17 protein-coding genes are annotated in these 21,904 nt (G+C 64.5%); 8 read left to right on the forward strand and 9 right to left on the reverse strand.

Going from position 1 to position 21,904, the window contains the following annotated elements; translation table 11 throughout:
- The first annotated feature begins 79 nt into the window (after window positions 1-79).
- The 4 genes from C7G41_RS31950 to C7G41_RS31960 all read left to right on the forward strand — a co-directional run bounded on the left by C7G41_RS31950 (window position 80) and on the right by C7G41_RS31960 (window position 8,790).
- Window positions 80-6,529 (forward strand): non-ribosomal peptide synthetase, encoded by a 6,450-nt coding sequence (locus tag C7G41_RS31950; protein WP_106946262.1) that lies wholly within the window; start codon window positions 80-82, stop codon window positions 6,527-6,529.
- Between the two features lie 136 nt (window positions 6,530-6,665).
- On the forward strand, window positions 6,666-6,836 hold the full coding sequence (locus tag C7G41_RS37990; RefSeq protein ID WP_162847227.1) for a hypothetical protein: 171 nt from the start codon (window positions 6,666-6,668) through the stop codon (window positions 6,834-6,836).
- Between the two features lie 245 nt (window positions 6,837-7,081).
- Window positions 7,082-7,813, forward strand: a complete 732-nt coding sequence (locus tag C7G41_RS31955; RefSeq protein WP_106946263.1) for a 4'-phosphopantetheinyl transferase superfamily protein — start codon at window positions 7,082-7,084, stop codon at window positions 7,811-7,813.
- On the forward strand, window positions 7,810-8,790 hold the full coding sequence (locus C7G41_RS31960) for an LLM class flavin-dependent oxidoreductase (protein ID WP_106946264.1): 981 nt from the start codon (window positions 7,810-7,812) through the stop codon (window positions 8,788-8,790). Before C7G41_RS31955 ends, C7G41_RS31960 begins: the two co-directional genes overlap by 4 nt.
- Window positions 8,791-8,907: 117 nt before the next feature.
- On the opposite strand, the gene C7G41_RS31965 is transcribed toward C7G41_RS31960, so the two are convergent.
- From C7G41_RS31965 to C7G41_RS31975, 3 genes are all read right to left on the reverse strand, one after another.
- Window positions 8,908-9,933: a histone deacetylase family protein gene (locus C7G41_RS31965; protein WP_106946265.1), complete on the reverse strand. Its 1,026-nt coding sequence runs from the start codon at window positions 9,931-9,933 to the stop codon at window positions 8,908-8,910.
- Between the two features lie 186 nt (window positions 9,934-10,119).
- The gene (locus C7G41_RS31970) at window positions 10,120-11,061 is read right to left on the reverse strand and encodes an SMP-30/gluconolactonase/LRE family protein (RefSeq protein ID WP_199198718.1); all 942 of its coding nucleotides are present in this window, start codon (window positions 11,059-11,061) and stop codon (window positions 10,120-10,122) included.
- The gene (locus tag C7G41_RS31975) at window positions 11,018-13,090 is read right to left on the reverse strand and encodes a sorbosone dehydrogenase family protein (RefSeq protein WP_106946267.1); all 2,073 of its coding nucleotides are present in this window, start codon (window positions 13,088-13,090) and stop codon (window positions 11,018-11,020) included. The genes C7G41_RS31970 and C7G41_RS31975 overlap by 44 nt, the downstream gene beginning before the upstream one ends.
- A gap of 207 nt (window positions 13,091-13,297) precedes the next feature.
- Between C7G41_RS31975 and C7G41_RS31980 the strand changes: the two genes are divergently transcribed.
- From C7G41_RS31980 to C7G41_RS31985, 3 genes are all read left to right on the forward strand, one after another.
- A complete protein-coding gene (locus tag C7G41_RS31980; RefSeq protein ID WP_106946268.1) occupies window positions 13,298-13,531 on the forward strand; it encodes a hypothetical protein in 234 nt (77 codons plus the stop codon).
- A gap of 9 nt (window positions 13,532-13,540) precedes the next feature.
- Window positions 13,541-13,717: a hypothetical protein gene (locus C7G41_RS37995; RefSeq protein WP_199198719.1), complete on the forward strand. Its 177-nt coding sequence runs from the start codon at window positions 13,541-13,543 to the stop codon at window positions 13,715-13,717.
- A gap of 263 nt (window positions 13,718-13,980) precedes the next feature.
- The gene (locus C7G41_RS31985) at window positions 13,981-15,570 is read left to right on the forward strand and encodes a gamma-glutamyltransferase family protein (RefSeq protein ID WP_106946269.1); all 1,590 of its coding nucleotides are present in this window, start codon (window positions 13,981-13,983) and stop codon (window positions 15,568-15,570) included.
- Window positions 15,571-15,640: 70 nt separating this feature from the next.
- On the opposite strand, the gene C7G41_RS31990 is transcribed toward C7G41_RS31985, so the two are convergent.
- The 6 genes from C7G41_RS31990 to C7G41_RS32015 form a co-directional block, all read right to left on the reverse strand.
- On the reverse strand, window positions 15,641-16,309 hold the full coding sequence (locus C7G41_RS31990) for a C39 family peptidase (protein WP_146159838.1): 669 nt from the start codon (window positions 16,307-16,309) through the stop codon (window positions 15,641-15,643).
- 37 nt (window positions 16,310-16,346) lie between these two features.
- Window positions 16,347-17,327 (reverse strand): hypothetical protein, encoded by a 981-nt coding sequence (locus tag C7G41_RS31995; protein ID WP_146159839.1) that lies wholly within the window; start codon window positions 17,325-17,327, stop codon window positions 16,347-16,349.
- Window positions 17,328-17,431: 104 nt separating this feature from the next.
- Window positions 17,432-18,718 carry an FAD-binding oxidoreductase gene (locus C7G41_RS32000; RefSeq protein ID WP_106946272.1) on the reverse strand — a complete coding sequence of 429 codons (1,287 nt, stop codon included), beginning with the start codon at window positions 18,716-18,718 and terminating at the stop codon, window positions 17,432-17,434.
- 12 nt (window positions 18,719-18,730) lie between these two features.
- Window positions 18,731-19,462, reverse strand: a complete 732-nt coding sequence (locus tag C7G41_RS32005) for an amino acid ABC transporter ATP-binding protein (RefSeq protein WP_106946273.1) — start codon at window positions 19,460-19,462, stop codon at window positions 18,731-18,733.
- On the reverse strand, window positions 19,459-20,112 hold the full coding sequence (locus tag C7G41_RS32010; protein ID WP_007600584.1) for an amino acid ABC transporter permease: 654 nt from the start codon (window positions 20,110-20,112) through the stop codon (window positions 19,459-19,461). Before C7G41_RS32010 ends, C7G41_RS32005 begins: the two co-directional genes overlap by 4 nt.
- A 53-nt stretch (window positions 20,113-20,165) precedes the next feature.
- Window positions 20,166-20,915 (reverse strand): ABC transporter substrate-binding protein, encoded by a 750-nt coding sequence (locus C7G41_RS32015; protein WP_106946274.1) that lies wholly within the window; start codon window positions 20,913-20,915, stop codon window positions 20,166-20,168.
- Between the two features lie 181 nt (window positions 20,916-21,096).
- On the opposite strand from C7G41_RS32015, the gene C7G41_RS32020 reads away from it, so the two are divergent.
- Complete coding sequence (locus C7G41_RS32020) at window positions 21,097-21,750, forward strand: helix-turn-helix domain-containing protein (RefSeq protein WP_199198720.1); 654 nt, start codon at window positions 21,097-21,099, stop codon at window positions 21,748-21,750.
- Window positions 21,751-21,904: the final 154 nt, after the last annotated feature.

Raw genomic sequence — 21,904 nt, forward strand, 5'->3', positions numbered from 1 at the left:
GGCCAAAACTTCACCTCAGACTGGACGCGTTCCCTAACTTCTTGGAAGAATAGCCCAATCGGATCAAAAGGGAACGGAATTGTCGGACGTCATACGCCCAGCGCCGCAGGGATCAGCCAGCACGACGGCCGAAACGAAGATATTCACACATATCGGCGGTCTTCTCGATTTTCATGCCCGCACGACGCCGACGGCCCCCGCCCTCCTCGCCCCTGGCCGGCCGGTCCTCAACTACGGCGGGATTGGCGCGCGGACGCAGGATCTCGTCCGCACGCTGCGCGGGCTTGGCATCGCCCCTGCCGACCGCATTGCGGTTGCGCTGCCGCGCAGCGCACTGGCGCTGATCGCGGTCGCCTCGAGCTGCGCTTGCGTCCCCGTCAATCCCGATCTGACGGCGGACGAGCTGCAACGTTATTTCAGCGAATTGAAGCTGACGGCGCTCGTCACCCGGGCCGACACGAACTCGGCGGGCCGCGATGTCGCCAAGGCGCTCGATATTGCCGTGATCGATTTCGTGCCGGGGTCGCAAGACGATCTCGGCGGCGGCACGTTCGTCGGGCCGGCCATTAGACCGGCGAGCAGCAGCGGCGTCTCGCGCGGCGACGACGACGCGTTCATCCTGCTGACCTCGGGCACGGCGGCGCGGCCGAAGATGGTGCCGCTGACGCATCGCAATGTATGCCTCTCCGCCTACAATGCCGGCCGCGTGCTGTCGCTCGCGTCCCACGATCGTCTGCTCAACGTCCTGCCGCTGTTTCACGCCCATGGTTTGATCTCCGGCCTGCTGACGGCGCTGGCCGCGGGCTCCAGCGTGATCTGTACCGAGAGTTTCGACGCATCCTCCTTCTTTGGCTGGATGCGGCAGCTGCAACCGACCTGGTACACGGCCGTGCCGACCATCCATCGCGCGCTGCTGACGGCGGCGGAAGCGAACCCGGATCTTGCCCGATCGTCGTCGCTGCGCGTGATCCGCTCCGCCTCGGCCTCGCTCGCGCCTGCGATCCTCGACGGGCTGGAGGCGACGTTCGGCGTTCCCGTGCTCGAAACCTACGGCATGACGGAGGCGGCCTCGCAGATCGCGGCCAACCCGTTCGAGCTGCGCAAGATCGGATCGGTCGGCTGCGCCGCGGGCCCCGAGATCGCAATCATGGACGAGACGGGCCGCGCGCTCGCCAGCGGCGAGCACGGCGAGATCATGCTGCGCGGACCCAATATGAGCCGCGGCTACTATAATGACGACGCGGCGACGCAAGCCGCCTTCCGCAACGGCTGGTTCCGGACCGGCGATCTCGGCTATCTCGACGCCGACGGCTATCTCTTCATCGTCGGCCGTATCAAGGACGTCATCAACCGCGGCGGACAGAAGATCTCGCCCCTGGAGGTGGAAGAGGTTCTGCTCAGCCATCCGGCGGTGCTGGAGGCCGGCGTGTTTGCCGTCCCGCACCCGAAGCTCGGCGAGAACGTCGCCGCCATCGTGGTGCTGCGGCCGAATTCCGAGGCGACCTCCGACCAGTTGCGCCAGTTCGCCCGGAAAAGGCTCGCGGCCTACAAGGTGCCGAGCCTGATCCGCAGCGTGGCGGCGCTGCCGAAAGGCGCCAGCGGCAAGGTCAAGCGCAATGCGCTCGCCGAGCTGATTGCAACAATGGGCGGCGGCGAGGAGGAGGAGGCCCGTCTGCCGCGCAACGCGCTGGAGACCGAGCTCGCCGGGATCTGGGCCGATTTGCTGGAGCTGCCGCAGGTCGGGAGCGAACAGGACGTCTTCGCGCTCGGCGCGGATTCGCTCGCCGTGACGCAGATGCGCTCGCGCCTGCGCGAACGCTTCAATGTCGACTTCTCTTTCGAGGACGTCTTCGATTGCGCCACCGCCGCCGCGCTTGCGGCCCGGATCGAGACGGCCGCCACCCATCGCGAGACGATGCTCCCGGCCTGGCGCCAGGCCACGGAAGCAGACGCGCCGCTGTCGTTCCAGCAGCAGCGGATGTACGTGCTCTCGCGGCTCGATCCAACGCGCTACAATTATAACGTGGTCGAAGTCGCGCTCCTCAAGGGTGGGCTCGACGTCGCCGCACTTTCCGCGAGCCTCACCGCGGTGTCGGCGCGCCATGAGGCGTTGCGGTCGGTCATCATCGAACGCGAGGGCGAACCGGTGCAGCTTGTGCTGCAATCGCCGCCGCGGTTCGAGCGGATCAAGCTCAAGCCCTGCCCCGCGGACAAGCGAGCCGCTGTTGTCAGGCGTGAAGCGCTCCGGCTCGCGCAGCATCCGTTCGACCTTGCGCACGAGGCGCCGCTGAAGGTCACGCTGCTCTCGTTCGACAAGAGCAGCCACGCGCTCGTGGTCAACGTCCATCACCTCGTCACCGACGGATGGTCGCAGCGGCTGTTCTGGGAAGAACTCGCCGCCCATTATTCGGCAGCGCGCAAGAACGACGTGGCGGCACTGCCTTCGCCCGCCTTCCAGTACCGCGACTTCGCGCTCTGGCAGCAGAGCTGGGCCAAGACGCCGGCCGCAAAGGAGCAGCTCGATTACTGGCGGACACAGCTCGACGGCGTCACCACGCTGCCGCTGCGAACCGACCGGCCAAGGCCGGAGGTCTGGAGCGGCCACGGTGCCCGTCACTATCTCGAATTCTCCAGGACCCTGTCGGCCGACCTGCGCGCGCTGAGCCAGAACCAGGGCGTCACGCCGTTCATGACCCTGCTCGCAGTGTTCCAGTGCCTGCTGTTCCGTCACACTGGACACGAAGACGTCGCGACCGGCTCGCTGATCGCCAACCGCAACCAGATCGAGAGCGAGCGCCTGATCGGACTGTTCGCCAACACCCTGATCCTGCGCAATGATTTTGGCGGCGATCCAAGCTTCGGCGACATGTTGCGCCGGGTGCGGCAGGTCACGCTCGATGCCTATCGCAATCAGGACCTCCCGATCGAAGAGGTCCTGCGCGCGCTTCAGATCGCGCGAAGGAGCGACGGCAATCCGCTGTTCCGGATCATGTTCATCCTGCAGAACGCCTCGATCGAGGCGGCATCTTTCTCCGGTCTGTCGACGCGGCGGATTGAGATCGATCCAAAGGTGGCGCGATTCGACATCACGCTCGAACTGGTCGAGGCCGACGGCCGTTTCACCGGCTTCTTCGAATACGCCACCGATCTGTTCGACGCGGCGACGATCGAGGGCATGGCAGCTCAGTTCAAAACCCTGCTCAAATCCGTCATCGCCGATCCGGAGCAGCGCATCTCGCACCTGCCGCTTCTGACCGAGGCCGAACACAGGCAGCTGCTGGCGCAGGGCCGGGGCATGCCGGCCAATTTCACCACGCGCGACAATCTGAGCGAACGTTTCGACTGCCAGGTCAAGAAGACGCCGAACGCGATCGCGGTCTCGGACGGCCGCACATCCCTGAGCTATCGTGAGTTGGCGCGCCGCAGCCAGGCGGCAGCGCGCTGGCTGGCCCTCGAAGGCGTCGGCGCCGAGGCCGTGGTCGCCTTGCTTGCGGATCGCGGGCCCGACCTGCTCGCCGCGATGATCGCCGTGCAACGCGTGGGTGCCGCCTTCCTCAATCTCGATCCCGACCAGCCGCCGGCACGGCACGCAACCATCCTCGGATCGAGCGGCGCCCGCATGTTGCTGATCGGACGGGCGCAGTCGTCCATGGCGGAGGCGCTGCTCGAACCGCTGGTCGAGCGCATTCAGGTGGCCGAGCTCGAGGACGCGATCGCGCCAGCGTCGACCAAGCCGGCCCGCGCGGCGCGGCGCGCGGCGTCGAGCCTTGCCTATCTCATCTACACCTCCGGATCCTCCGGCGCGCCCAAGGGCGTCATGATCGAGCAGCGCGGGCTTTCGAACCATCTGGCCTCGCTCATCTCCGAGCTGAACCTTTCGTCCCGGGACGTGATCGCGCAGACCGCGCCGCAGAGTTTTGTCATCTCGGTGTGGCAATTCCTCGCGGGGCCCATGGTCGGCGCGCGCGTCCATGTCTGCGGTACCGCGATCGTGCAAGACCCGATCTTGCTCGCGTGCGAGATCGAGCGCGAGGGCATCACGGTGCTTGAAATCGTTCCCTCGCTGCTGCGTGTGATCCTCGATCGCATGGACGAGACACAGATCCGACACGCCTTTGCGAGGCTGCGCCTTCTGATCTCGACGGGCGAGCCGCTGCCCGTCGATCTCTGCAAGGCCTGGTTCGCCCGTTGTCCGAGAGTACCGCTGATCAATGCCTATGGTGCGTCGGAATGTTCCGACGACGTCTCGCTGCATCGCCTGACCAAGGCGCCGGCGACCGACACGGGCCATGTCCCCGTCGGCGCACCGCTGCCGAACACGCAGCTCTACGTGCTCGACGCAAACCTGCAGCCGCAGCCGGTCGGCGTGACCGGCGAGCTTTGCATCGGCGGCGCCGGTGTAGGCCGCGGCTATGTCAACGATCCCGCGCAGAACCGGCGGTGCTTCCTGCCCGATCAGTTCTCGCGCCAGGCAGGCCGCCGGCTGTACCGGACCGGCGACCTCGCCCGCCGCCGCGCCGACGGCACGATCGAATGCCTTGGTCGCGCCGACCATCAGGTCAAGGTCCGCGGCTACCGCATCGAGCTCAAGGAGATCGAGAACGCGCTTGCCGACCATCCGGATGTGCGCGCCGGCATCGTCGAGGCGCGTCGGGAAGCGAGCGGCGATGTCAGACTGATTGCCCATATCGTCGCAAGATCCGGCAGCCGGAGCAGCGCCAGCGAGCTGCGCGACTTCCTGAAGAGCCGGCTGCCGGGCCATGCCATCCCGTCCGCGTTCCTGTTCCTGGATGAGGTGCCGCTCAATGCCCATGGCAAAATCGACCGGACCGCGCTGCTGGCGCCGACGCAGCAGGAAACGCCCGGACCGGATGCGACCGTGCCGGCGCGGCGCTTCACCGAAAAGGTGCTGTCCGACATCTGGATCGACCTCTTGAAGGTCGGGAGCATCGGCGTCACCGACAATTTCTTCGACCTCGGCGGCCATTCGCTGTTGGCGGGCCAAGTCATGGCGCGCATCGCCCGGGCGCTCGGCGTGTCGCTGCCGATCAAGACCATCTTCGAGGCACCGACGATCGACGAGCTTGCCCGGCGCGTCGACGAGGCCGTGGCGGCAAAGCCGCGCAAGCCGGCCGCAAGTTTGGCAAGACTGGCTGGAGCGAGCCTGGCCGAAGGCAGCCCTCCCACGCTCTCGATCGTGCAGGACCAGATGCTGCGGATCGAGCAGAATCTTCCGGATCTGCCGCTGTTCAACCTGCCTTTCGCGTTCCGTCTCCAGGGGCCGCTGAATCCGGCCGCGCTTGCGCAGGCGATCGACGATGTCGTGCGCCGGCACGAATCGCTGCGGACCGGTTTCGGCTGGAGCGGCGGGGAGCCAGTCAGCCGTATCGCTGCGCCCGGCGCCCTCGGCCGTGTCCTGACTGTCGAGACGATCGGCGACGGTCAGCCCCACGACAACAAGCGGCGCAAGGCCCTGGAACTCCGCAAGATCGATCTCCTGATCGAACAGGAGGCCTATGCCCCGATCGACACCACGCGCGCACCGCTGCTGCGCGCCCGCCTGTTGCGGCTCCACGATGGCGATCACGTCTTGCTGCTGACTTTGCACCACGCCGTCGTCGACGGCTGGTCGATCGGCGTGCTGTTCGAGGAATTGTCCAATCGCTATGCGGCACTGGCCGGCTATCCGTCGGTGCCGCTGCCGAAACGGCCGCCGGCCTTTTCGGACGTGGCGCGCTGGCAGCGCTGGTGGTGCGGCACCGATGCCGCCCGTCGTCAGGCGGCTGACTGGACGGAGAATTTGCGCGGGGCGGCCCCTCTCTTCGAGGGCGAATCAAGCCCGGGCGCGTCCACGGGGCACCATCCGGTCAGCCTCGAGCGTGAGCTGATCGGCCGGCTCACGGCCTTCGCCGGCCAGCACAATTGCACGCTGTTCATGTGCCTGCTGACCGGCTTGAAAGCCGTGCTGCTGGCGCGGACCGGCCGCGACGACATCTCAATCGCCACCGCCATGGCCAATCGCGCCCAGCCGGACACCGACCGGATCGTCGGCCCTTTCGAGAACACGGTGATCGTTCGCACCAAAATCACGCCGGAGCTGTCGTTCGCGCAGGCCGTGGCCCGGGTCCGCCAGAGCGTGCTTGACGCGCATGCGCGCCAGGAGCTGCCGTTCAACATCCTGGCCGACCATCTGGAGCAGGAGGGGGTCGATCCAGCCTCGCTGCTCCAGGTCTATTTCACCCTGCAAAATCCGCTGCGCCAGCCGCTCGATCTGCCCGATCTCACGACAGGGTCGATCGGCAACATCGCGCGCGAGGGCCAGCCGGTGCTGCCGATCGACCAGACCTGGCTGTCGCTGATGCTCAAGGAGCGGCCGACGGGAATCACCGGTTCGTGCAATTACAAGAGCGAGCTGCTCGACGGCGCCACGGTTGGCCAGTGGATGGAGGATCTCGTCGCGCTGCTCGGGGCGGCCCTCGCCCAACCCAATGCACCGCTCGGCCGATTGCTCAATCGCAGGGCGGCATGACGTAAAGCACGGGCGAATACGGGTTCACTCGTCAAAGCTGTGAATGACCAAGTTGCATCTTGATTATTTGGCGCCATCGCGCAAGATTATTCTCGCGTTTTGATTTGGACGATTATTTTCAACCGGGGAGTTCGTTATGGGTTTCATCAAATTTACCAAGGGCACCTCGTTGAGCGACAAGGACCGCAAGGCCCTGCAGAAACTGCTCGGCGCCGAGAAGAAGAAGCTGCAGTCCGCGCTGAAGGACGTCGACGCCAGCATTTCGATGCTGGGCGGGTCCAAGAAGTCCAAGAAGAAGAAGACGTAAGACTCGTCGGCCGGGACGCCGCACGAATCTTCAGGCTTCAGTTTTCGGGCTTCAGTTTCAGATTTTGGCCGCTCGCGTGTCGAGTTGGGGTCTCGCACAAGCTTGCGCCCGTAAACCGGCCAGCAATCGACAAGGATTCGCCCGAGTGGACCGCTAGAAGCGGTCCGCTCAGTTGATTCTTGCTCAGTTGATTCTTCCGTCACGGCAGGGGATTTGGCCCCGGCCTGACGCCATGGGCCCAATTGATGGCAGACGACAGAATTGAACTGTTTGTCGGACTGATCGAGACTTTTGACGCGCCGGACACGGTTGATGCGTGCCGGCGCCTGCTCTCGGTCGACGAACGGGGACGAGCCGACCGCTTCATGTTCGAGCGGCACCAGCGGCAGTATATTTTCGCGCACGCGATGTTGCGGCTCGCGCTCTCGCACGTCGCACCCGATGTCGCACCCACCGATTGGTCGTTTGCGGCGGGGCGCTACGGGCGGCCGTTTATCGCATCGCCCAAGACCTCGAGCACGCTGCATTTCAGCCTGTCGCACGCCGACGGCTGCGTCGCCTGCGTCGTGTCAGGGCATGAGACCGTCGGCGTCGACGTCGAGACCGTGTCCCGTCGAGTGGCGCCGCTGTCGACTGCGCTTCGCTTCTTCGCGCCGGAAGAGGTCGAAACGCTTCGCGGGCTGCCGGAGCCCGCCGCGACCGAGCGCTTTTTCGACTACTGGACGCTGAAGGAAGCCTATCTGAAGGCCAGGGGTTTCGGCCTCAATCTGCCGCTCGACGCCTTCGCGATGCAGGTCTCGCGCGAAGCCATCGAGATCAGCTTCAAGCCCGATATCGCCGACGATCCGGAAGACTGGCGCTTCTCGCTGTGCTCGCCGTCGCCCTCGCATCGTCTCGCGATCGCCGACGGCTCCCGCGCCACCGGCGGCCTTCCCATCACCCGCAATGCGTGGCCGCTGCAGGAGGCGGCTGAATGACGCCGCGGCGGCTGCGCGTCTTTCCCGCGATTTCGCGCAACCGCGACCCCAGGAAATATGTCGGCGAGCTGATGCGGGTGGCGCAGTTCGCCGACGGCAACGGCTTCGAGGGCATCCTGCTGTTCGAAGGCAACGACGTGTTCGTCGAGCCCTGGGCGATGGCTCAGCACATCATCGGCGAGACGACCCGATCCTCGCCGCTGATCGCGGTCAATCCGGTCTACATGCACCCGTTCACGGCGGCAAAATTCGTCTCGTCCTTTGCGCAGCTCCACGGCCGCAAGGTCTATCTCAACATGATCACGGGGACGGCGGTCAGCGATCTGCAGGGGCTCGGCGACGAGCAGTCGCATGCCGACCGCTATGTCCGGCTCGGCGAATTCGTCGCGCTGATGCGCCAGCTGCTGGCAAGCCCGCGGCCGGCGACTTTCGAGGGCCGGTTCTACCGCGCCAGCAACCTGCAACTGCGGCCGCGCCTGCCGCCGGAGCTGATGCCGGAATTTCTGGTCGCAGGCCAGTCCGAGCCGGCACAGCGCGTCGCAAAGGAGACCGGCTGCATCAAGATGCAGATGCTGCCGCCCGATCTCGACCGCGGTCTCGATGCGCCCGGCATGAATTTTGGCATCTTCGCCCGCGAGGGACGCGACGAGGCACGGCAAGCGGCAAAGGCGCGTTTTCGCGATAATGCCGACGATCGCGAGCTGCTCGCGCTCACCATGGAAAACAGCGACTCGGTGTGGAAGCGGCGCCTCTACGAGGGCCAGAGCGGCGAGCTCGCCGACAATGGCTATTGGCTGCTGCCGTTCCTGACCTTCCAGGCCGACTGCCCCTACCTCGTCGGCAGCTACGCCGAGATCGGCGCGAAGCTGAAGGAATTTGCCGCCAAGGGACTGACCACGATCATGCTCGACATGGTTGCGGACGAGACCGAGATGCAGCACGTCCGCAAGGCGCTCGCGGCAAGCGGGATGTTTTAGATGTCGATGAAGTCGCCTCACCTTCCACATCGTCATTGCGAGCGCAGCGAAGCAATCCTGAATCGTTCCGGGGAGGGACTCTGGATTGCTTCGCTGCGCTCGCAATGACGGAGAGAATCACCGCGCCTCTTCGAATCCCGCCAGCACTGAGGTCAGGTTCGCGCCGAGGATATCCGAGAGATAACCGCCCTCCTGCACGAACACGGTCGGCAGGCCCATCTTCGCGATGGCCTGGCCGATGCGGCGGAAGCCGGGCGTGGTGACGGCGAGGCCCTTCAGCGGATCGTGCTCGGAGGCGTCGAGGCCGAGCGCGATGACGAGGGCTCCGGGCGCAAAGGATTCGATCGCCTTGCGTGCGACGTCCATCGCCTGGATGTAGCCGTCATCCGCCGTACCGATCGCCAGAGGGATGTTGAGGTTGGTGCCGAGGCCTGGACCTTCGCCGCGCTCATGCGCGTAGCCCCACACGTAAGGATAGTACGCGACGGGATCGGCATGGATCGAGACCGTGTAGACGTCGGGCCGCGCGTAGAAGATGCCTTGCGTGCCGTTGCCGTGATGGACGTCGACGTCGAGGATCACGACACGCTCGTGCATCTGCCGCAGATGCGCCGCCGCGATCGCGCTGTTGTTGAGGAAGCAGAAGCCGCCGGCCATGTCGCGATAGGCGTGATGGCCGGGCGGCCGGCAGAGCGCGTAGGTTGCATCCTCGCCGTCCATCACCATCTGTGCCGCCGTGACCGCAACGTCGGTCGCCGCACAGGCCGCGGCCCATGTACCCGCGCCGATTGGCGCGGCGGTGTCGGCGGTGTGCCAGCCGAGCTTGCCGACGATATGGGTGGGATAAGTCCCGGCATGGCGCACCGGATGGATGTTGCCGATCATCTCCGGACCGGAATCGCCGAGTGCGGTCCAGGCGTCCCAGGCCTCGCTCAGGAACGACAGATATTCCGGACTGTGGACGCGCGCGCGGGGCCCTTGCCCGAATGTCGTCGGCTCGACCAATTGGTGCTTGCCGTCCTTGAGTCCTTTGAGCAGGCGGTCGGCGCGCTCGGGCTGCTCGGTGGTGCGCTTGACCACACCGCGAACCAGGAAGAATTGCGGATCGTGGCTGCGATGCAACTCGGTATGGACGGCTTTCACTCAAACACTCCGTGGTCGCTCGGGGTTCTTATTTTGACGCGTTTTCTTGACGCGAACCGGTATCCACTTCGCTCGAAAACGCTCTGGTGCCACAGATGTCTAAATCCCTGCGGCGGCGAGATGCAAGCAAGAAGAATGCCGCCCCTGTCGCACCGCCCTGCGCCGGAAGCAGATCGCTCGTGAAGCTCAGCAGCGCCCACGCTGAAGGCAGTGCTCGCGGCCCTGCTGGTCGGTGCGGAAGGCCTCGACGAAGCCGCCCTGACGCTGGGTGACGAAGATCGTCTTGCCGTCGCTGCCGCCGAAGGCAAGGTTGGTCGGCTCCTTCGCCCTCAGCGCGATCTCCCGCTCGACCGCGCCATTGGCCTTCATCAACGTGATCGTGCCCTTGAGGATGCGCGCGACATAGAGGCGGCCAGCCATGTCGGTGCGCAGGCCGTCAACGGTGTCGGGCTGAAACGCCTTGACGAGTTTTGGACTGGTGAGCTCGTTGCCGCCGACGGTGTAGGACCAGATCTGGCCGCTGCTGGATTCCCCGACATAGAGCGTCTTGTCATCAGGGCTGAGATCGATGCCGTTGGTGGTGCCCATCGCGCGCGGCGCCGACATGAGCTGTCCCTGCACCGTTCCGTCGGCTGCCTTGGCGATGCGCCAGATGTGGCCTTCCCTGCCCTTCCAGTTCGGATCACTCGCGTAGATCGTGCCGTCGCGGGCGATGGTGATGTCGTTGGGCTGGTTCATCTCGTCGGAGTGAAACCAGATGGCGGGCTCGGTCGATCCCTGCGGGATCGCGAAGATGTTGTGCTTCTTGTAGTCGGCGATGAACATGGTGCCGTCACGTGCGAAGCGAATGGCGTTGCCGACGCTGCCCTCGGGCAGCGCCGTGAACGGCTCGGACGCCGCGCCGCCGACAGGCAGCTTGCCGATGGTGCCGGGCTTGCCGAAATTGACGACGAAGAGATTGCCGTCGAGATCGGCGGCCGGGCCTTCGATGCCAAAGGTGTATTCGCCCGATGGCGTCACCTGCACGCTTTCGAACAGTTTCGTTTCCGCTCGGGCCGGTGCCGTCGCAAGTACGAGAACAACGCTACTGCACAGGCACCAGAAATTCCTGCCGGATGTAATAGCCATCGCCGTCGCTGCACTCGCCATTCAGATAGGGATCGGCCGGCCGGAAGAAGCGGCTGAAGCCGGGTTTGTCTACAGCGTTCCTTTGTGTCACGACGACGACCTTGGCAGCCGGTATTTCGCCGCATTCCTTGTTGGTTTTCCCAAAGAACTTGCGCTGCGGCGGGCCGGGCTTGATCCGCATCCGGATGCCTGGAACCATTTTTGACACCAGCAGATCCGCCGTGTCGAGCAGGCGCGTGTAACCAGGTTCGGCCTTGGGCAGGCCTTCGCCACCCGGCGGCATCAGCTTCTCCGCGCCTAACCCGCGAAGCCGCGTGCGCAACTTGCCGGAGTCGGGATCACCAGGATAGATCCAGCCATCCTGCGACAGCATGAAGCGAAGCACCGTCGCGTCCTTCTGTGCGTCCGATTGGCCCGGCTTCAAGCCGAAATCCGAGTGACAGCCGACGCAATGCTTTTCGACGAGGCCCTTGCGCAAGGTGGTGAGCCGGACGCCGTTCTGCGCGTCCCTGGCGACGAAGACCGCCAGTTGATCGATCAGGGCCTGGCTACGCATGTCGCAGGGCAAAGGCGGCGGCGCATCGCCCGCGGTCCGATCGATCCGGATCACGGTCTGGTTCTTGTCCTCGACCAGCCAGATGGCGCCGTCCTCCGCGACCGTCATGCCGACAGGAGCGCCCTGCGGCCGCGCGCCGTTGACGCGGTGCCAGCCTGCGATCAGCTCCTCGAACGGCGCGGCGGCGACGTCGCCGCCCTCGGTCTGAAAGCTGTGGGTCGGATCGGCCGCGCAGCTGACATGATAGCGCACTGGCGCCGGGGCGGGCTTCGGGAAGCCGTGGTCGTCGACGTCATAGACGATGACGCGGCTGCCGGTCGGGCGATAGCCGTGCAGGCCAACCAGCAGCTTGCCCTCGAGCTCCGGAAATTTCGCTCCGTGATAATAGAGCATCGCGAGCGGCGCGCCGTGCGGCGGCAGCAGCGAGAACGGTGCCTTGTAGAGCGCGTTGGCGGTGCACAGCGATTTGTAGACCCCCGACTGCAAGACGATCCTGAATTCGGGACTCGGCGTCGACAAATCGTAGCAATAAGGCCAGCCGTAATGCCTGCCCTGCTCGATCGCGTTGATCTCCTCGTTTGGCTTGAAAATGTCAGGCAGGTCGCGGCCGTTCTCGCCTTGCAGGAACGCATAGCCCGCATCGGGAAAGCTCGGATGCAGCACCAGCGCCATCGAGTTGCGCAGGCCGCGCGCGTAGACGCTGTGCGGCGGGTCGGCATCGCCAGACTTCAACGCCGGGAAGATGCCGCCTGGGGGCGGCGTGAACAGCCAGATCGATGCCATCGCGGAAGCGCCCTCGGCCGTCGCGCAAGGTTTCGTGATCGGCGCCGGCGTGATGCAGTCGTCGCTGTGCGAGCCGACATTGACGAACAGCCGGCCGTTCCTGTCGAACACAAACTGCTTGAGCGGGTGCGCGCTCTCCTCGAGCCTGGTCCCGTCGGGCAACGTGATCCGGCGGCCGGGCATGTGACGGACGATGGTCTCGACGGTGTCGCGCGGATTGTCGGCGAGCGGATCGAACCGGAAGATCGTCTCCGCGCTCGAGGCATAGAGCTTCTTGTCCGGGCCGATCAACAGGCCGAACGGATATTCGATTGCAGTCAGCAGCTCCTTGAACCGCTGTCCTTGAGGTGCGCGCGGGTCGAGCAACAGCAGCCGGCCATCGGTATGGCCCCAGCCCGCCATGTCGGCGACCACAAACAGGTCACGACCGGGCACCTGGATGATCGACCGCGGGAATTTCAGCCGATCCTCCTCGCTGGCGACGAGGCCGGCGCAAAATCCCGCCTTCATGTCGATCTGGATTTTTGGAAAAGCCAGATCGGCATTGCCGCAGGTCTCCATGCCGATGGCATAGCCGCTCTTGCGGAGCGGTTCTGATGAGCCTACCGAGGTGAGGGTCAGGAGGACCACCAAGGCGCCCGCGCATGCGCGCAGGCTTCGGCTCTCACGCCAGAATGTGAGGTGGTTCACGGCGCCTCCCGGACTTTCCGTCCAAGGTTGTTCCATGCCGTGGGGATGCCGTCCAGTTGATCAACACCCCCTTGTGATGAAACCAGCAGGGGGCTTGGCGCCGACCAATCTCCGTAGATTCCCTTACCGGGCTCGGCCCGAATGTTTCGCGAATGCTTCGGGTGGTATTGGTTTGCCGTCCCCAGTCGCTTTCTAAAGGAGGCGTGTATGGTCCAGATGTATTTCCATTGTTCCAATGCCGAAGGCACGCTGATCGATCGGTACGGCACCGCCGTCGCCAATCTGAACGAGGCGCGCGACCGTGCCGCCCAGATCATGCGCTCGATGATCCTGACGCCCGGCACTGAGGACTGGCGCGACTGGGTGATTCATATCAGCAGCGACGACGGCGAGGAGATCTTCGACCTCCCCTTTGCTGCCATGCTCGGCAAGCCGCACTGAGGTGATGCCATGTTGCTCGCGTCACTGACCCTGCTCCGCCAGCCCCTGAACTTCGTCGCCAGCAAATGGCAGACACTGATGCGGATCGCGGGCAATCCCTACCGGCCCGAACTCCACTACATGCGCGGGCCTGGCCCGAAATGGCACGCCAAGTATCAGGCCAGCCGGCTGGATCGCGCGCGCTGAGCCCTGTGGCTCCTGCTTCCCACTGATCGGTCTCTCAATTCGTCATGCCCGGGCCTGCCCCGGGCATCAATGTCTTGGCATTTACGTCTTGGCATCTACGTCTTGGCGACTGCGCCCTCCCCCGCCTGTTTCACACCAGCCATGTCGCGTCGCCCTTTCGATGTTCTCGGTGGGGACGATGTGCCATTCTTCGCGGGCTTCCGCCAATTGCGGAGCTCAGCGCAACGAAGCCATACAACCAAAGATAGCACACAGACACCATCATGCCGCACCAGTTCAGCCACGCCCAAACCGTCCGCAAGCCCGCCGTCACATCCAAAGGCGGCATCGTCGCCGCCCAATCGCGGCGGGCGGCCGAAGTGGGAGCGCAAGTGCTGGCGGCAGGCGGCGACTGCGTGGACGCGATCGTCGCCACCACCTTCGCGCTCAACGTGCTGGAGCCCTGGAACAGCGGCATGGGCGGCGGCGGCGCGATGGTGCTCTACCGTGCCGCGGAAAATCGCTACGAGGTGATCGACTACGGCATGTGCGCGCCGCAAAGCCTGCGCACCGCCGACTATCCGCTCAGCGGAGAAGGCGCGGCGTCCGATCTGTTTCCCTGGCAGCGGGTGAAGGACGACCGCAACATCCACGGCCCCGGCTCGATCGCCGTGCCCGGCGTCGTCGCCGGCATGGAGGAGGCGCATCGCCGCCACGCCAGGCTGCCGTGGAAAGATCTGGTCGCGCCGGCCGTCGCCCTCGCCGGCGAAGGCCTGCTGGTCGATTGGTGGACCACGCTGACGATCGCGGCATCGGCGGCCGATCTTCGGCGCTATCCCGCGAGCGCAGCAACGTTCCTGAAGGACGGCCTGCCGCCGAGCGCGCCGTGGGGCATCAAGTCCGAGACACGACTGCCGCTGGGCACGTTGAAGGCGACACTGGCGCACCTCGCCGACGCCGGTCCGCGCGATTTCTACCAAGGTGATCTCGCCAGGAGCATCGCGTCCGACATCAAGGCCGACGGCGGCGCGCTGTCAGTGGAAGACCTCGCCGCGTTCCGGGCCCATCTGCGCGAGCCGCTGGCGATCCCCTATCGCGGCGGCAAGGTGTTTGCGACGCCGGAGCTCACGGCCGGACCGACAATGGCGCATGCGCTGCGCCTGTTGCAGCAGAATCTGATGCCGGGACGCGAGCCCGACGCGGCCACCTATGTCGAATATGCCGCCGCGCTGCAATCGGCCTATCGCGAACGGCTCAAGGATATGGGCGATGCCGACGGCAAGCGCTCGCTCGGCGCGGAATATCTGGCGCCCGCCTGCACCACGCATTTCTCCGTGGTCGACCGCCACGGCAACATCGCGGCCGTGACGCAGACGCTGCTCTCATCCTTCGGCTCGAAATACGTCACGCCGCACACCGGCATCGGCATGAACAATGGCATCATGTGGTTCGACCCGACGCCGGGCACCACCAACTCGCTCGCCCCTGGCAAGCGCTGTCTCACCAATTACACGCCTGTTATCGCCGAGGCCAAGGACGGCAAACGGCTCGCGGTCGGCGCCTCCGGCGGTCGCCGCATCCTGCCGTCGGTGATGCAGATCGTGTCCTTTGCGATGGATTTCGGCATGGATCTCGATGCCGCGATCCATCAGCCGCGCATCGATGCCAGCGAAGGCGCGATCGTGATCGGCGATACCAGGTTGCCGGCCGACACACGCGAGACGCTCGCGGCGCGATTCGACTATGAGGAAGCGCGGGTGCAATCCTTGCCGCAGAAATTCGCCTGCCCGAGCGTCGTGATGCGCGCCGGCGACACCAATTCCGGCGCGGTCGAGATCTTTCAGCCCTGGGCCGACGCGGTGGCGGAAGGCTGAGCGCCCGCTGATGAATGCGTAGCGGCCAGCGAGGCTGATCAAACTTGGGTCTCTGGCCCTGCCCAACACGCTATCGAAACGTCAACGAGTTGCCGTAGTGGAAAGCCCCCACGAATGTCTGGAACGCGACACGGTATTGCCCCGGTTGCAGCATGATGCCGCCGGCGGTCAAATATGGATTGGTCACGCCGGGATAAGGGAACGGGTCGTTCAACACCACATCGAAACCAGCCGGGCTGCTCTCATAGCCGACCACGACGATCGCATGCTGGCTGACGCCGAGGCCGGGCGGATATGGAATCTGGCCGGGGCTGATTCCGGCAAGGATCGGGCCATCATTGTCGATCTGGTGCTTAATCTCCGTAGGCGACAAAATTCCGCGGAACTGGAGAAAGACGCTCGCATTCTGGTAACCCGCAAACTGCTGGGCCATCATGGCATAGGACTGCATGATGAGCGCCACTCTCTGCATGGTTCCGCCGGCATTCAGGCACATTCCGCAATTCGCCATGCATGGCCCACCCTGGGCCGCAACAACGGCACACTGGTAGTTTCCAAACTGGTTGAGGTTGGGATAGCCGAGGTACTCGAAAATCATTGCTGCTGAAGCAGCAAAACACCATTCCGGCGTCTGTTGTGCGACCGGAGAGATCGGCAGCACGGTCGCAGCGGCGCGTTCGGAGAGTCCGCCGAGCGCGAAGAACGTGAGCATCAAAGCCTTCAATACAAATTTCTTCACGGAATCCCCCGCTGTATCGTCAGTCCAAAACAGGCAATCAGAGACTGGAAAAATTGGCCGGGACCGGACAATCGCGGCCCTGGAGCTGTGTAAGCGCGTCCTTCACCGTCATGGTGAGCTGAAGCCGCTGCTGATCGTAGAGGCCCTTGCTCATATCCACGAAGCGCTGGAAGTCCTGGGCCCCGTTGTCGCAATCACGTGTCATGTACTCTGCGACGACTAGATCGGCGAGGACATAAGCGCGCGAAGCCAGGCTCTGGGCAGTGTCGCCTAGTACATTGATTGCCTCGATAAACGCAGCGCGCCCCTTGCTCGGATCTGCCGACGCGTAAAGCAGCTTGCCTTGGTAACGGAGGGCCTCCGACCGCAGATTCGGCGTGACATCGGTTTTTGCGACGGCCCTGCCGACGAAGGACTTGGCAATCTGGAAGTCGCCGACGGTATAGGCCTCGTTGATCAAGATCAGCAACTGCGGAATGCCGATGTCCTCATCCCTCATGTCCTTGAGCATTGCACGAGCGGTGGCGATGTCGTTCAGGATCTGTGGCGTGATGACACTGGCCATCGCCAGCTGCAGCTGCGGCGTCGAGGAGTCCAGCGAAAATCTGATCAGCTCCTGTCGCAGCTTTGCGGCGGAGTTGACGGCCTGATTGAACTGGCTCAGGCGGGCAATGCGATCCGCTTCCGGCTTGGCAATGAACGTGCTGTGAAGCGAGGCGAAAGTCAGAACCAGGCCGAGAAACAGAGCGCTCGCGCTGGCACTCTCGGTTAGCTTCTTGAACATCGTCTTGTGCGAGTTCTTCTCGAGCTCGCCGATGCGATCGCCGAAATTCTTCAGCAGAACATCTGTCGATGTGAGGGCGGTCGGCGGCGCGGTTACGGCCGGCGCTGGCGCAAAATCGGACATGGCCCCTCCGAAATTGAAATTGCTGCGATGCAGCCAATGCGTCTCGATGAAAACTTGGCAATAAAGTTGTGCAATGAATACGAAACAACCATAGCGAATTTGCGGGTGCAAGACAACGGGAATCGCTTGAGCCGCGCCCCAACACCGCGACAACGATCCGCGTCGTCCCGGAACGCTCGCCGCTCGCCCGACCCGGATTGACGGACTGCTTGCCGCTAGATCCCCAGCCGGTCCCGCACGCGACCAGCAATCACTGCCGTCGTCACGCCCACCGGCCAGAATGCGTGCATCGGGATCGGCTTGATGCCGGTGACGGGCATGTCGATCTCGGCCTTGGCGCCGCCGATCAACCGTCGTGCGAGCTGCGCGCCCATCGCGGTCGAGAGCGCGACGCCGCGGCCGTTGCAGCCGAGCGAGATCAGGATGTTGTCCGCGGGCTCATGCACATGCGGGTAATGATCCCCGGTGATGGCGAGCCGGCTGTTCCAGCCATGGGTCCAGGCAACGCCCCTGAGCTGCGGCCATAACCGCTCGGCGTACCGCATGAGATAGGCGACGTCGGTGGGCGATTTGATCCAGCGCATCGGACCGCGGCCGCCCATCAAGAGGCGATTCTGCTGATCGACGCGGTAATAGACGGTGATGTGGCCACTCTCGTAGAGCACTGGCCGCGTCGGCATGATCGCACGCGCGACCTCGTCCGAAAGCGGCGCCGTGGCAGCGATCGAGGAAAACACCGGCACGATGGTGCGGCGGAGCGCCGGCCAGAGATCGTCCGTAAAACCGTTGGTCGCGAGCAGGACCTTATCCGCATGCACCACCGCGCGCGGTGTCTCGATGCGCCAGCGACTGCCCTCGCGACGCAGCGACAGCGCCGGTGTCTCGCCATGCACCTTTGCGCCCGCGGCAATCGCGGCGCGCGCGAGGCCGCGGGCATAGCTGAGGGGATGCAGATCGCCGCCGCGCGTATCCAGCATGGCGCCGATGTAGCGATCCGTGCCGGTCATCTCGCGCAACTGCTCGCGATTGAGGTACGTCACCGGCATGCCGCGGGCGATGCATTGTCGTGCGGTTGTCTCGATCGCGGCGGCGCTGGCCTCGTTATAGGCCGCGCGCAGCGTACCGTTCTGCCGCGCTTCGCACGGGATCTGGTAGCGGCGGATCAAATCATGGGTGAAATTCGTCGTGCCGTAGGAGAACTCGATCATGCGGCGGCCGAGCTCAGCGCCGAAATCCGCCTCGATCTGATCGGGATCGTGCTTCAGTCCGGGGTTGGTGTGACCGCCATTATTGCCGGATGCGCCCCAGCCCGGCTCCTGCGCCTCCAGCACCAGCGCCTCGACGCCCTGCTCCGCCAGATGCAACGCGGTGGACAGGCCGGTGTAGCCGCCGCCGATGATGGCGACCGAGACCGTCTTGTCGACGTCGAGCGGCGGCGTCGCCACCGGCGCGACGGCGGTGTCGGCATAGAGAGACGGCGGCAGAGGCAGGCGCGCGTTCATGGCAAGAACCGGTCAGAGCGGATGCAGCACGCGGCGCAAAAAATCCTGCGTGCGCGGATGCTGGGGTTGATTGAGCAGCGCCCTCGCCGGCCCCTGCTCGACGATGACGCCGCCGTCGATGAACAGCACGCGGTCTGCGACGTCGCGGGCAAACCCCATCTCATGGGTGACGACGACCATGGTCATGCCGTCGTCGGCGAGCTTGCGCATCACGCCGAGAACGTCGCCGACGAGTTCGGGATCGAGCGCCGAGGTCGGCTCGTCGAACAGGATGGCCTTGGGCTGCATCGCCAGCGCCCGCGCAATCGCGACGCGCTGCTGCTGGCCGCCGGAGAGCTGCGGCGGATGTTCGTTGGCTTTCTCGGCAAGGCCCACTTGGGCGAGCAGCGCGCGGCCGCGCTCGAACGCGTCAGCGCGCGGCTCCTTCTTCACATAGAGCGGACCTTCGACCACGTTCTCCAGCACCGTCCGGTGCGGAAACAGGTTGAAGCGCTGGAACACCATCGAGACCTGGGTGCGGATCTTCACGATCGACGGCGCATCGCGGTCAACCTTCAATCCGTCGATGCTGATCTCGCCGCGATCGTAGCTTTCGAGTCCGTTGATACAGCGCAAAATGGTGGACTTGCCGGAGCCGGAGGGACCGACGATGCAGACCACCTCGCCCTTCTGGACGGACGCCGTGATGCCCTTGAGCACCTCGTTCTCGCCAAAGCTCTTGTGGACGTCGGTCAGCTCGATCATTTCTTGCCGGCCCGCTTCTCGAAGTGACGGACCAGCAGGATCAGCGGAATGCTCATGGTGAGATACATCAACGCGACCATCGTAAACACGTTGGTGTTCTTGAAGGTCGAGGACGCGATCAGCTTGCCTTGCAGCGCGAGCTCTGCGACCGTGATGGTCGAGGCCTGCGAGGAGTCTTTCAGCATCATGATCATGACGTTGCCGTAGGGCGGCAGCACGATCCGCACCGCCTGCGGCAGCACGACGCGGCGCATGGTCAACCACCAGCCCATGCCGATCGATTGCGCCGCCTCGATCTGCCCCTTGTCGATGGCCTCGATACCGGCGCGGAAATTTTCCGCCTGATAGGCCGAATAGGCGATGCCGAGCCCGAGGATCGCCGCCTGCAACGCGGAGAGCGTGACGCCGAGATCGGGCATCACGAAGTAGAGGTAGAACAACAGCACGATGATCGGAATGCCGCGGATTACATTGATCAGGCTGGCGCTGAGCAGTGAGAGGACGCGGATGCCGGAGACCCGCATCATCGCCCAGACGAGGCCAAGCACCGTCGAAAGCAGCAGCGAGCCGATGGTGACGACGATCGTCAGCACGACGCCGCTCATCAGAATCGGGAAGAACTCGGCAGCGTCGTGCCAGAAGCCTTTCATCGGGCAGCCTTCGATCAGCCTCTAACAATCAGCCTCTATCAACCTTGGGCCTTCTAACCCCATTTTTCGAGGATCTTGTCGATGGTGCCGTTGGCCTTCAGCTTGGCAAGCGAGGCGTTGATCTTGCCGAGCAGCGCGGTCTCGCCCTTGCGCACGCCGATGCCGACCGAGCCGACCGTGGCCGGCTTGTAGCTGTCGACGAGCCGCACCTCGGGGAAGCCGCCCTGCTTCAGATTGTAGGCAAGGATCGGGTAGTCGGCGTAGCCGGCCTTGAGGCGGCCGGTGTTCACGTCGCGCAGGATGTCGGGAATGGTGTCGTAGGCCTTGACGTCCGCAAACAGGCCGGACTTCTTCAGCGCATCGACGAAGGCCGTGCCGACCTGGGCGCCGACGGTCTCGCCCTTGAGGTCGTCCTGTGTGGCGTAGGCCTTGGTGTCGCTCTTCGGCACCACGAGGCCTTCACCATAGGTATAGATCGGGTCGGAGAAATCGACGACCTCCTTGCGCGGCGCCGTGATGAACATCGCAGCGGCAATGATATCGATCTTGCTCGAGGTCAGCGACGGAATCAGCGCCGAGAACGCCATCGGCTCGATCTGTACGTTGAGGCCGGCATCCTTACCGATCTCGGTGACGATATCGACCATGATGCCCTGGATGGTGTTGGTCTTGGTATCGAGGAAGGTGAAAGGAATGCCGGTCGGCGTCGAACCGACCTTCAGCACCTGCTGCGCCGAAGCCGGCACGACTGCGGCAATCGCGAGCACCGCGACTGCGGCCTGGACAAAACGCTTCAACGCCATCGCATTCCCCTTTGGGTCCGGCCGATGGCGGCGCTCGCAGATGTCGTGATCGCAGACATTGCGGGCCGAGCCGTTTCGGCCTATTTTCACCAATATGAAAATTTGGTCACACTTTCGCGACCGATGCAAGCGGTTTTCATGCACATGAAGGAAGCGGTTTGACGTGAGCGGTGGCAAAAGAATGCACAGACCGGCCGCCGCAAAGCCGGCGAAGATGAAGGCGAAGGTGAAAGCCAACGCTATCGCCAAAGCGCCCGAGCCGGCGATGGATGTCGCGGTCGGCCGCCGCATTCGCGATCTCAGGCGGATCAGGCAATTCTCGCTCGAGACGGTCGCCTCGCGCACGGAGCTGTCGATCGGCTTCCTCAGCCAGATCGAGCGCGGCCTGTCGTCGCCGTCGCTGCGCGTACTGGCGACGCTCGCCGACGTGCTCGGCGTCGGCATCGCCGCGCTATTCGGCGCCAGCCCGAGCGCCGACGGCGCATCCGACCAAATCGTCACGCGCGGACTTCGGCGGCCCGAACTGAAACTCTGGCGCACCGGCGTGTCGAAGCAATTGCTGAGCCCCGCGAGCGCAGACAACCGGCTCAATCTGTTCCTGGTACATCTGGAGCCCGGCGGCTCCACCGGCGACGAGCTCTACACCCATGACGGCGAGGAAGCCGGCCTCGTGCTCGAGGGCGAGATGATGCTGACGGTGGACAACGAGACATGGTCGCTGAAGACGGGCGACAGTTTTCGCTTTGCAAGCCGGAGGCCGCACCGGTTTTCAAATCCGGCCGAGGATGCCAAAGCGGTGGTGCTGTGGGTGAATTGCGTGACGGGCACGGGGTAGGCCCCGTGCTCATCTTCCGCGCACCGCGATAGTAGGAAGAGCCGCGACGTCTCGACATCGTCATTGCGAGCGAAGCGAAGCAATCCAGAATCTCTCCGCGGGAACAGTCTGGATTGCTTCGTCGCTTCGCTCCTCGCAATGACGAGGGGATAGA

Source organism: Bradyrhizobium sp. MOS002 (genome assembly GCF_003020115.1).
In the GTDB taxonomy this organism is placed as follows: Bacteria; Pseudomonadota; Alphaproteobacteria; order Rhizobiales; family Xanthobacteraceae; genus Bradyrhizobium.

Bases quoted from the DNA above. Each gene is read 5' to 3' on its own strand.
- C7G41_RS32015 (WP_106946274.1), bottom strand. From the start codon at position 20,915: ATGGCGTTGAAGCGTTTTGTCCAGGCCGCAGTCGCGGTGCTCGCGATT.
- C7G41_RS31960 (WP_106946264.1), top strand. From the start codon at position 7,810: ATGACGCCGCGGCGGCTGCGCGTCTTTCCCGCGATTTCGCGCAACCGC.
- C7G41_RS32005 (WP_106946273.1), bottom strand. From the start codon at position 19,462: ATGATCGAGCTGACCGACGTCCACAAGAGCTTTGGCGAGAACGAGGTG.
- C7G41_RS32010 (WP_007600584.1), bottom strand. From the start codon at position 20,112: ATGAAAGGCTTCTGGCACGACGCTGCCGAGTTCTTCCCGATTCTGATG.
- C7G41_RS31985 (WP_106946269.1), top strand. From the start codon at position 13,981: ATGCCGCACCAGTTCAGCCACGCCCAAACCGTCCGCAAGCCCGCCGTC.
- C7G41_RS31980 (WP_106946268.1), top strand. From the start codon at position 13,298: ATGGTCCAGATGTATTTCCATTGTTCCAATGCCGAAGGCACGCTGATC.
- C7G41_RS32020 (WP_199198720.1), top strand. From the start codon at position 21,097: ATGCACAGACCGGCCGCCGCAAAGCCGGCGAAGATGAAGGCGAAGGTG.
- C7G41_RS37990 (WP_162847227.1), top strand. From the start codon at position 6,666: ATGGGTTTCATCAAATTTACCAAGGGCACCTCGTTGAGCGACAAGGAC.
- C7G41_RS32000 (WP_106946272.1), bottom strand. From the start codon at position 18,718: ATGAACGCGCGCCTGCCTCTGCCGCCGTCTCTCTATGCCGACACCGCC.
- C7G41_RS31955 (WP_106946263.1), top strand. From the start codon at position 7,082: ATGGCAGACGACAGAATTGAACTGTTTGTCGGACTGATCGAGACTTTT.
- C7G41_RS31970 (WP_199198718.1), bottom strand. From the start codon at position 11,061: ATGGCTATTACATCCGGCAGGAATTTCTGGTGCCTGTGCAGTAGCGTT.
- C7G41_RS37995 (WP_199198719.1), top strand. From the start codon at position 13,541: ATGTTGCTCGCGTCACTGACCCTGCTCCGCCAGCCCCTGAACTTCGTC.